The 9,150-nt window shown below is 62.9% G+C and carries 9 protein-coding genes; 1 reads left to right on the top strand and 8 read right to left on the bottom strand.

The window, feature by feature from the left end; translation table 11 throughout:
• Positions 1–297: hypothetical protein (locus tag VEK15_04095; protein ID HXV59852.1), on the top strand; the 297-nt coding region annotated here is incomplete at its 5' end.
• Positions 298–464: 167 nt separating this feature from the next.
• Here the strand turns inward: VEK15_04095 and VEK15_04090 are convergent.
• From VEK15_04090 to VEK15_04055, 8 genes are all read right to left on the bottom strand, one after another.
• Positions 465–1,817: a sigma-54 dependent transcriptional regulator gene (locus tag VEK15_04090; protein HXV59851.1), complete on the bottom strand. Its 1,353-nt coding sequence runs from the start codon at positions 1,815–1,817 to the stop codon at positions 465–467.
• A gap of 9 nt (positions 1,818–1,826) precedes the next feature.
• On the bottom strand, positions 1,827–2,741 hold the full coding sequence (locus VEK15_04085; GenBank protein HXV59850.1) for an ATP-binding protein: 915 nt from the start codon (positions 2,739–2,741) through the stop codon (positions 1,827–1,829).
• A 14-nt stretch (positions 2,742–2,755) separates the two neighbouring features.
• On the bottom strand, positions 2,756–4,267 hold the full coding sequence (locus VEK15_04080) for a hypothetical protein (GenBank protein HXV59849.1): 1,512 nt from the start codon (positions 4,265–4,267) through the stop codon (positions 2,756–2,758).
• A 147-nt stretch (positions 4,268–4,414) separates the two neighbouring features.
• A complete protein-coding gene (locus VEK15_04075) occupies positions 4,415–5,620 on the bottom strand; it encodes a PQQ-binding-like beta-propeller repeat protein (protein ID HXV59848.1) in 1,206 nt (401 codons plus the stop codon).
• A gap of 84 nt (positions 5,621–5,704) precedes the next feature.
• Complete coding sequence (locus VEK15_04070) at positions 5,705–6,460, bottom strand: PilZ domain-containing protein (GenBank protein HXV59847.1); 756 nt, start codon at positions 6,458–6,460, stop codon at positions 5,705–5,707.
• A gap of 173 nt (positions 6,461–6,633) precedes the next feature.
• Positions 6,634–8,280, bottom strand: a complete 1,647-nt coding sequence (groL, locus tag VEK15_04065) for a chaperonin GroEL (protein ID HXV59846.1) — start codon at positions 8,278–8,280, stop codon at positions 6,634–6,636.
• A gap of 23 nt (positions 8,281–8,303) precedes the next feature.
• A complete protein-coding gene (locus VEK15_04060; GenBank protein HXV59845.1) occupies positions 8,304–8,594 on the bottom strand; it encodes a co-chaperone GroES in 291 nt (96 codons plus the stop codon).
• A gap of 25 nt (positions 8,595–8,619) precedes the next feature.
• Positions 8,620–9,063, bottom strand: a complete 444-nt coding sequence (locus tag VEK15_04055) for an Hsp20/alpha crystallin family protein (GenBank protein ID HXV59844.1) — start codon at positions 9,061–9,063, stop codon at positions 8,620–8,622.
• Positions 9,064–9,150: the final 87 nt, after the last annotated feature.

The raw sequence follows: 9,150 nt of genomic DNA, 5'->3' as shown, positions 1-9,150 counted from the left end.
CGGATTCGGCGGCTCCGAGATGAGCTCATGCCGCAGTTGCCGGATTTCGACGGCGATCGAGTCGCGGCCGAGCGGCAGTATCAGAGGAAATCGCTGCTGGCTGGAATCGAAGCGTTTCGGAACGCCAGGGAATCCAGCCTTCGGGCCATTCAGGAGATCGGCCCGTCGGAATGGGAGCGACGTGGTGTCCAAGAAGGGGTCGGGGCCATCATGCTTTGCGATCTTCCTCACATGATGGTCGAGCACGACGAGGCTCATCGCGTCGAGATCGAGCAGTGGCTGCGAACCCGTGCGTGAGTGTCCGGAGCGAATTGGGCCGCGCCGGTTCAGCAGGCTGATGAAAAAGTACAGCCCAGCCTGCCGAGCGGTGGCCAAGACCTCTGCCGCGAGATCGGCGCGAAGCGCCGCAAAGGCCGAGCCGTGGCGGCCGGGCGATCGCGGGTCCCGCCACGGCACTGAGCACTCTAGACGCCGAGGCGCTTCATCCAGCGGAAGAGCGTCGTGCGCTCGATACCGAGGCGTGCCGCGGCTTCCGCCCTGCGACCGCCGGTGGCTTCGAGCGCTTCCCGAATCCTCTCGGCCGCGGCGCGATCGAGGCACTCCTGAAGCGTTTCCGACGAGCCTCCTTCGTCTCGTGCTACGCTCTCCAAGGCGCCCGACACGAGCAAGAGGTCTTCGGCTCGAAGCTCGTCCGTTCGGGTGAGCACCGAGGCTCGCTCGATCGCGTTCGCGAGCTCGCGGACGTTCCCCGGCCACGAATGACTCACGAGGGCTTTCTCCGCGGCATCGCTCAGCCGGAGAAGCCGTCCGCTCGTGCGAGCCTGTATCGATAGGAAATGGCGTGCCAGGGGCAGCACGTCGTCTTTGCGTTCGCGCAGGGGCGGGATCCGAACGGGAATTACGTTGAGACGGAAGAAGAGATCTTCTCGAAACCGCCCCTCGGAGACGTCCTTGTCGAGATCACGGTTCGTCGCGGCTACGATGCGGACATTGACATAAATGGTTCGGTTCCCGCCGACGCGCTGGATCTCTCCCTCCTGGACAGCGCGCAGGATCTTGGCTTGAAAGGAGACCGACACCTCGCCGATCTCGTCGAGAAACAACGTCCCGCCGTCGGCGCGCTCGAAGCAGCCCGCACGGGCGGAAACGGCGCCGGTGAAAGCCCCTCGTTCATGGCCGAAGAGCTCGCTTTCAAGGACGCTTTCTGCAAGCGCTTTGCAGTTCACGGCCACGTACGGACGGCCGACGCGGCGGCTTCCGAAGTGAATTCGGCGTGCCACAAGCTCCTTTCCCGTGCCACTCTCCCCCAGGATCAGAACCGGTGCGCTCGAAGGGGCTGCCCGCTCCACCAACCCGAGCACCGCTTTCATGGAGGCGCTATCGGCGACGATATCGGCGTCGTGGCCGGACAGCTCGCGTCTCAGCTCCTGATTCTCGCGCCTGAGCCTCGTGAGCTCGAGCGCGCGCGCTACGATCTCTCGAAGCTCCTCGTTGTCGAAGGGCTTGGTCACGTAATCGAAAGCTCCCTCCCGCATCGCCGCGACGGCCGAGGGAACGTCACCGTAGGCGGTGACGAGGATTACGGGCGTTTCCGGGCGCGATGCCTGGATTCGTCTCAGGAGCTCCATCCCGTCCATGCCTTCCATCCGCCAATCGGTCACGACGGCGTCGGCACCACGGTGGAGCGCGTCGGCGAGCGCCGTTTCCGCGTCCTCGCAGACGATCGCTTCGTGTCCGGCGCGTTCCAGCGCCGAGGCGATGGCGCGGGCCATCTTGGGCTCGTCATCGACGATGAGAACGCGCGCTCCCGTGCTCACGTTCGATGCTCACGCCCGGGGGAGGTGAAGCGCGAAGCTAGTGAACTGGCCCGTGCTCTCCTCGAGCACGAGCGCCCCGCCCTGGACTTCGGCGAGCTCTCGCGCGACCGCGAGACCGAGGCCGGTTCCCTCGGTCTTGGTCGTGAAGAACGGATCGAAGATGCGTTCCCGCATCTCGTCGGGAACGCCCGGACCTTGGTCTCTGACGTGGAAAACGATCTCGTTCGGGGCTTCGCGCCAGCCGAGCTCGATGGTGCTCGTGCTCGTTTTCGCATGCTCGGTGATGTCGGCGGCGTTGGCGACGAGGCCGAGGAGCACCTGGCAAGCGAGGTCGGGATCGGCACGCACTCTATTCGTCGTGTTGTCGATGGGATGCGAGACGCGCAGCGAAACGCGCCGGCCTTCGAGGAACCGACGGGAAAGCCATTCGACGCGGGACAAGAGCTCGGGAGCGGCGATCGGTGACAAGCGAGGCGCGTGCGGGCGGCTCAGCCCCACCAGTGACGACGTCACCCGATCGAGACGATCGATTTCGTCGATGACTTGCCGGCAGGTCGCTCCGACGTCTTCGGGAGCAGGTGATGCCCCTTCGCCCAGGTTTTGGATCATGGAGCGTACGATCGCGAGAGGATTTCGTACTTCGTGGGCGATCCGGCTCGCCAGCTGGCCCACGGCCGCGAGCTTCTCGGCGTGCAGCAGCCGCGACTGAAGCGCCGCAAGCTTCCGCTCCGATTCCCGCGATTCCGCGCTCGTTCCAAGCATGAAGCCGAAAAGGCCGAAAGCGAGCTCGGTCGCCGCCGCGACGGGAAGGGCGACGTCTCGCCCTCCAACGCGCACCTCGACCCCCATGATTGCCAGCACCCCGGTGTAGAGAAGTCCGAGACCGAATGCCGCAGCGGCGAAAGTCCATCTCTTTCCCCTCATGTGGTGCATTTTAGTCACTCGGCAGGCTTTCGGTCCCCTGGCTCTCCACGGGACGGATCGGGAACGAGGTCCTCACGAGAAACGGTGTCGAATGCCGCTTCCTCGATCGTGAGCCGGTGAAAGAAGTGCTCCGAGAGGGGGTAACGCGTGAGCTCTGGGGGCGGGAGCGTGATCGTCTGTGTGAAGGGAACTTGAACACCCGCGATCTCCCGGTAGTTCTCGAAGTGGATGGTTCCCGCCACGAGAGGACGGAACAGCTCTTGTTGGCTCGGCGGCATGCGCGGCACGGCCTCCCTTACCGTGTAGCGGGCCTTGGTGAGAAGCCCCGTCTCGCGGTCGATCCACAACACGTATTGATCGAGATCGGGCTGGGGCTCGGGCCGCCCCCAGGTGACGAAGACCAGGTCGTAGCGACGGCCGCGGTGACGCACCGTTCCGCCGTACCGCACGACGGTCGCGTTCAGCAGACGGAAGGGAAGCTCGTTGAAGTACTGAAGCGTCGGCAGGTAGAAGGTGAGGGCGCCGTCGTCTTCCTCGAGATACGTCAGTGTCGCTTCGGAGCGCTTTCTCTTGTACGGCGCCCAGGCTTGAAGGCCCCAGAGCTCGCCTTCAGCCGGACCGTCCAGGAGCTCCACGCGCGAGGTGAACGTGCCGAGGAGCGCCTGGGCACGGAAGCGTTGCTCGTTCTCGGGCCACCAGGCGGAACCCGAGGGCCACAGGTCCCGCGCGACCGTCTCCATGGTGACGTGCCCAAGGAACGCCGAAAGCCCGTGTCTATCCGCGAGCCGTTCCAGGCGCTCGCGGCCGCGGCGTTCGGACTCTCGGTCCGAGCTCCGAACCGCGGCATTACGAAGATCGGCGTGACCGGCTCCGAGCGTCATCGCGAAAGCCGCGAGAGGGATGGCGCCCGATCCGGCGAGCCTCTGGATCCGGCGCGGGAAACGACGTGTCGTGAGATAGAGAAGAGGGGAGATCGCGCCGAAGAAGAAAGCGAGCGGGAGAAAGGGCAAGAAAGACCCACCGACCGCACGTGCGTCCCGCACCAAGAGCACGGTTACGAAAAGAGTGCTGAGTGCGAGATCGATGAACAGAAGCTCGGTTGCTTCGTTCGCCCCTGCGTAGAAGGCGAACGTCACGTAGCCGTGGCGCGCGAGGACGACGAGCGTGAACGCCGTGAACAGCGCGAGAGCCAAGCCGGCGATCAGGGGGGAGATGACAAATTCGGTCTCGCCCCCTTCCTTGGCGACGCGTGGACGTTTGAGCAGGTAGGCGAGCGGTCCCGCGACACCGAAGAGTCCGCCGATGAGGATGAAGGGCCACGGAGAGAGGCCGAGCTTCCGGGCGTCGCGATAGATCCAGAGCGCGACCAGACTCAAGCAGAGGATCAAGTCGACGAAGAACTGCAGGACGACGGCGTTCGAAGTCGCGGTCTCGAAAAAGCCGAGATAGCCGAACCGGGAGAGCACGACGACGGTCTGGAGCAGAAACCCGATGAGACAGATTGCGACGAGGCCTCGAAACCACATGGGAGCCTCCTTTCGCTTTTGGGGTCGAGCACGAGCCGTGCCAGATCGACTACGAAGGGCAGCTGCGGGTTTTCTCTGGAAAGGCAGGCGCGATCGTTGCAACTCCGCAACCCGCGTTGCCGGAGTGCCGCGTCGGTAAGCGTTTTGTTATGGGGCTATGCGGTAAGCAAAGAGCGTGTCTTGATCTCGCAGATAGAGCCGGCCGTCCGATATGACCGGGTGAGACCAGCTCGGTAACGAAGAGCGCGCCGGGAGCTCGAATCGTCCCTTCTCGCGATACTCTTCCCGGTTCGCCTCGATGAGCCCGACCACACCGTCCTCGCTGAATGCATACAGGTGGCCATCGGCGTAGACGAGCGAGCCCTTTCCCACGCTCCGGTCGCGCCACAAGACTTCTCCGCTGGCGAAGTCGAGTGCGGTGAGGATGCTGCTCGAAAAGCCGTAGAGCGTGTCGCCGACGAGGACCGAGCTGCTATGGTGGTTCTTCATGTCCCGATTGAAGTAGACCTCCCGTGCCGTCATGCCCCCCGGGCCCCCTTCGATCTCGAGAAGGGCGCAGCCGGTTCCGTAGTCCGACGAGACGAAGACGTGGTTCCCCTTGACGATCGGTGTCGCGATGTTCGCCGTGCGATTCGAGACCCGCCGGTAGCTCCACAGAAGCGTTCCATCGTCGACGCGAACGCCGAGAGCGCGCTCGCCGGTGAAGAAGACCGCCTGCCGCACGCCGCGGATCGTTGCAATGACCGCCGACGAATACCCTGCCTCATCGCTCTCGCTCGTCCAGAGAACCGATCCATCGTCCTTGTCGAGAGCGACGATCGAGGCGTTACGTCCACCGGCGTTTACCAGTACCCGATCCTCGAGCACCAGGGGGGATTCGCTGATCCCCCAGCTGATGTTCCCCGCGCGAAACCGTTCCAGCAGGTTGACGTGCCAGATGACCTTTCCCGAGACAGCATCGATACAGGATAGATCTCCTTCTCCGCCCAGCGCGTAGACGCGATCCCCGTCGACGGTAGGCGCTCCCCGAGGCCCGTCACCCCGGTTGTTCGGGTAGCGGGCCCCGTTCCGCGCGCGCCAAAGCTCCTTGCCGGTTCGTTCGTCGAGCGCAATGACGTACTCCCGGTCACGGGAAGCGCCGAGCGTAAAGATGCGGCCTCCGGACACGGTAACGGTCGAGTAGCCGGTGCCGAGACCCCGCGCCGTCCAGACGAGTGGAGGACCGGCTGGAGGCCAGGCGGATACGAGTCCCGTCTCACGGGACAAGCCGTCGCGATTCGGCCCTCGCCATTGAGGCCAATCCTCACCGGCGAAGAGGAGTGCCACGATCGAGAGTGATGCCGTGAGGTGCATCGTGGCATTCTAGCGCGGAGGCGTTTGCGTGGGCCTCGAGGACGAGTCTCCGCCAAGCGGGAAACTATCGGAGAGCAGGCTGGGTCAGTGGACGCGTTCCTTGACGCATGCCGGGCAGCGGATGTCGACGTTCGGTGGGGGAGTCGGATGATCGGTGTTGTCGAGCTGGCCGCGGTCGCCGCCGAGCAGGTGGTAGAGCTCGCACTCCCGCAGGTAGCGTTCGTCGTCTTTTTCGATGACCTCGGCATAGAAGTAAGCGTACATTCCGATCAAAGAGCTGAGCGCCGCTTGCAGGTCGGTATCGGTTCGGCCGACACGGGCCTCTTGAGTGCGATCGTACGAAAGGACGAACACACCGGGAAGCTCGTCGGCCTTCTGGACAACGACTTCCCTCCGAAGAGGAAACGGGGGAACGTCCGGCTCGTCCGCCATCCCGCCGAGGTCCACCGGGGACGGCGATGGTGTCGCGTCGAAGGGCTCGGAGGTCTCACTCGAGGCTTCCGGTTGGGAGATCTCGAGCCCCAGCACTCGCGAAATCACGGCTTCGGAGTCAGCGTCGAGGTTGACGAATCGTACGCCATAGCCGGCCGGAAGCCCGTTAGGCCGCTTGCTGGAAGCACGATTCTCCCAGACGACGACCGCGTCGGTCTCGATCCATCGCTTTTCTTCGTGCAGGACGACCTGAAGGCGAACGCGCGCCTGAGGGAGGAGAAACAGGTCAGTCGCAACGTAGGCACCCGAGGCCGAAAGATTCATGATTCTGCCATTCCCGGTGGTAACGAAGTTGCTCACTCGAACCGGAATGCCCTCGGGAAGGGCCAACCTGCTGAAGGAGGCCATTGATAATATTCTGGCAAAGAATCCGGGGGATGGCCAGACGGCACTTCTGGCTTCAGAGCGCCGAATTCACATCCAGAGGCCCCCGCGTGGCGACAAACACTGGCCGGTCACGCGGTCTCGAAAAAAAAGCCCCGGTCGCACGAGGCAACCGGGGCGTCTTTTCGGAAGTTTGGTTAGTAGTCTCCCATGTCTCCCATGCCCGGAGGCATGCCGCCGCCGCCGCCCTTCTTCTCTTCCTTTTCGGGAAGCTCGGCTACGAGGGCTTCCGTCGTCAGCATGAGTCCGGCGATCGAGCTCGCGTTCTGGAGCGCGTAGCGAACGACTTTCGTCGGATCGATGACGCCCGAGTTGACCAGGTTCTCGTACTTGCCCTTCTGAGCGTTGAAGCCCTGTTCATCCTCGAGCTCTCGCACCTTGTTGACCACGATGGAGCCTTCCGCGCCAGCATTCTGCGCGATCCAGCGCATGGGCTCCTCGACCGCACGGGCGACGATGCCGACGCCGATGCGCTCGTCGTCGCTCAGGCTGCTGTCTTTCTGGAGCTTCTTGAGGACTCCGCCGGCGCGCAACAGAGCGACGCCGCCGCCAGGCACGATGCCTTCCTCGGCAGCGGCCTTGGTAGCATGCATCGCATCCTCGACCCGGGCCTTCTTCTCCTTCATCTCGGTCTCGGTCGCCGCACCGACCTTGATGAGCGCTACGCCGCCGACGAGCTTCGCCAGGCGTTCCTGGAGCTTCTCACGGTCGTAATCCGACGTGGTCTCTTCGATCTGGTTGCGAATCTGCTTGATGCGACCCTCGATGTCGGACTTCTTCCCCGCGCCTTCGACGACGGTGGTGTCTTCCTTGGTGATGATCACCTTCTTAGCCTTCCCGAGGTCCTGCATTTGAAGATTCTCGAGCTTGATGCCGAGATCCTCGAAGATCGCCTTGCCGCCCGTCAGGATGGCGATGTCCTCCATCATGGCCTTGCGCCGATCTCCGAAACCAGGAGCTTTCACCGCCGCCGCTTTCAGCGTTCCACGAAGCTTGTTCACGACGAGCGTCGCCAGCGCCTCACCCTCGACGTCCTCGGCGACGATGAGCAGCGGTTTTCCCGATTGGGCGACCTTCTCCAGGACGGGGAGGAGGTCCTTCATGTTCGAGACCTTCTTTTCGTGGACGAGCACGAGAGCGTCCTCCAGGACGCACTCCATCCGCTCGGGATCCGTCACGAAGTAAGGAGACAGATAGCCGCGGTCGAACTGCATGCCCTCGACGATATCGAGACTCGTCTCGAGCGTTCGCGCCTCCTCGACCTGGATCACGCCGTCCTTGCCGACCTTTTCCATGGCTTCGGCGATGATGCTTCCGATGGTCTCGTCCCCGTTCGCCGAGATGGTTCCCACCTGAGCGATCATCTTGCCTTTGACCGGCTTCGAGATCTTCTTGATCTCTTCCACCATCGTCTCGACGGCACGATCGATGCCACGCTTCAGCTCCATGGGGTTGGAGCCGGCGGCGACGTTCTTCAGACCCTCGCGGAAGATCGACTGGGCGAGCACCGTCGCCGTCGTCGTTCCATCTCCGGCCACGTCCGAAGTCTTCGAAGCCACTTCCCGCACCATCTTGGCCCCGAGGTTCTCGATGGGATCCTCGAGTTCGATCTCCTTCGCCACGGTGACTCCGTCCTTGGTCACCACCGGCGAGCCGAATTTCTTCTCCAGTACCACGTTTCGGCCCTTGGGACCCAGCGTCACTCGCACCGCGTGGGCGAGTTGGTTCACGCCACGAAGGATCGCCTGTCGCGCATCCTCATGGTAAACGATCTGTTTTGCCATCTCTTATTGCCCTTTCTCTCGAGTTATTCGACGACCCCGAGTACTTCGTCCTCTCGGAGGATGAGGTACTCTGTGCCATCGAGTTTGATTTCCGAGCCCGAGTACTTTCCGACGAGCACTCTGTCGCCGACTTTGACTTCGAGCGGTACTTTCTTTCCGTCCTTCAAAACTTTGCCGGAGCCGACGGCGATGACCTCGGCCGTCAGCGGCTTTTCCTTGGCGCTATCGGGAACGATGATCGATCCGATCTTCTTCTCTTCCTCCTCGTCGATTCTCTTCACGACGATATTGTCCTTGATAGGTTTGATTTTCATTTGGGTTCACTCCTCCTTGAATGACTCAACCAATGGGAATCTGACGGCTCTTCTCGCTTTCCTGCTTCGGAAGCGTGACCGTCAGAACACCACGCTTGAATTCGGCCGTCACCCGGTCGGCGTCGACGCTCGCCGGCAGCGCGAACGTCCGATTGAACGGCCCGTAGGAACGTTCCATGCGAAGAAACTGCTTCTCCGTGACCTGCTCTTTCAGTCGGCGTTCGCCGCGAAGGGTGATGCGGTCGTCGTCGACGCTGAGATGAATGTCCTTCTGCTCGACCTCGGGGAGCTCCGCCTTCAAGATGAGGCTCGATTCCGACTCGTAGAGGTCGACGGCGGGGGACCAGGCTCCCGTGGTGGAGAGCTCGCCCTCGGCATGGCTGCGCGAGAGCGTTTGATCGATGAGCCGATTCATGCGGTCCTGGAGCGAGAGAAGCTCGCGCACCGGATCCCAATGAGCTAGAGGCATTTTTAAACCATCTCCGACACGCGCTGGCACTCGTTCTTGGAGAGTGCTAACAGGTGGAGATGATAGGCACTTTATTAGCTCTTGTCA

The sequence above is a fragment of the Vicinamibacteria bacterium genome (assembly GCA_035620555.1).
Classification (GTDB): Bacteria; Acidobacteriota; Vicinamibacteria; order Marinacidobacterales; family SMYC01; genus DASPGQ01.
This window is presented reverse-complemented; position numbering and strand designations above follow the sequence as displayed.

Bases quoted from the DNA above. Each gene is read 5' to 3' on its own strand.
- VEK15_04085 (HXV59850.1), bottom strand. From the start codon at position 2,741: ATGAGGGGAAAGAGATGGACTTTCGCCGCTGCGGCATTCGGTCTCGGA.
- VEK15_04080 (HXV59849.1), bottom strand. From the start codon at position 4,267: ATGTGGTTTCGAGGCCTCGTCGCAATCTGTCTCATCGGGTTTCTGCTC.
- VEK15_04075 (HXV59848.1), bottom strand. From the start codon at position 5,620: ATGCACCTCACGGCATCACTCTCGATCGTGGCACTCCTCTTCGCCGGT.
- VEK15_04070 (HXV59847.1), bottom strand. From the start codon at position 6,460: ATGGCCTCCTTCAGCAGGTTGGCCCTTCCCGAGGGCATTCCGGTTCGA.
- groL (HXV59846.1), bottom strand. From the start codon at position 8,280: ATGGCAAAACAGATCGTTTACCATGAGGATGCGCGACAGGCGATCCTT.
- VEK15_04060 (HXV59845.1), bottom strand. From the start codon at position 8,594: ATGAAAATCAAACCTATCAAGGACAATATCGTCGTGAAGAGAATCGAC.
- VEK15_04055 (HXV59844.1), bottom strand. From the start codon at position 9,063: ATGCCTCTAGCTCATTGGGATCCGGTGCGCGAGCTTCTCTCGCTCCAG.